The organism is Pedobacter sp. ASV28 (assembly GCF_016428855.1).
GTDB lineage: Bacteria > Bacteroidota > Bacteroidia > Sphingobacteriales > Sphingobacteriaceae > Pedobacter.
In genome coordinates, this window is sequence record NZ_JAELTN010000157.1 from 1 (window position 1) to 288 (window position 288).

A 288-nucleotide genomic window follows, 5' to 3' on the forward strand; every position below is an offset into this window, starting at 1 on the left:
TGACCCTTAGCAGCAATGCCCTTTCTGGCGATAACATTACCCTAGCCTATACCTCCGCTACGTTCAACAGCAAGACCGTAGCCAACGGCAAGCCTGTTTCGGTTTCGGGCATCAGCCTTTCGGGAACAGACGCGACCAACTATACATTTAACACCACGGCAAGTACCACTGCCGACATTACGCCATTTGCCCTGATGGTTTCCGCTACTGGAAGCAACAAGGTGTACGATGCGACCAGCAATGCTACGGTGACCCTTAGCAGCAATGCCCTTTCTGGCGATAACATTA

1 protein-coding gene is annotated in these 288 nt (G+C 51.7%); it reads left to right on the top strand.

Annotation, left to right across the window (positions count from 1 at the left end; translation table 11 throughout):
* Positions 1 to 288, top strand: a 288-nt coding sequence (locus JHD79_RS22670; protein ID WP_199121630.1) for a YDG domain-containing protein, incomplete at both ends; no start/stop codon positions are given.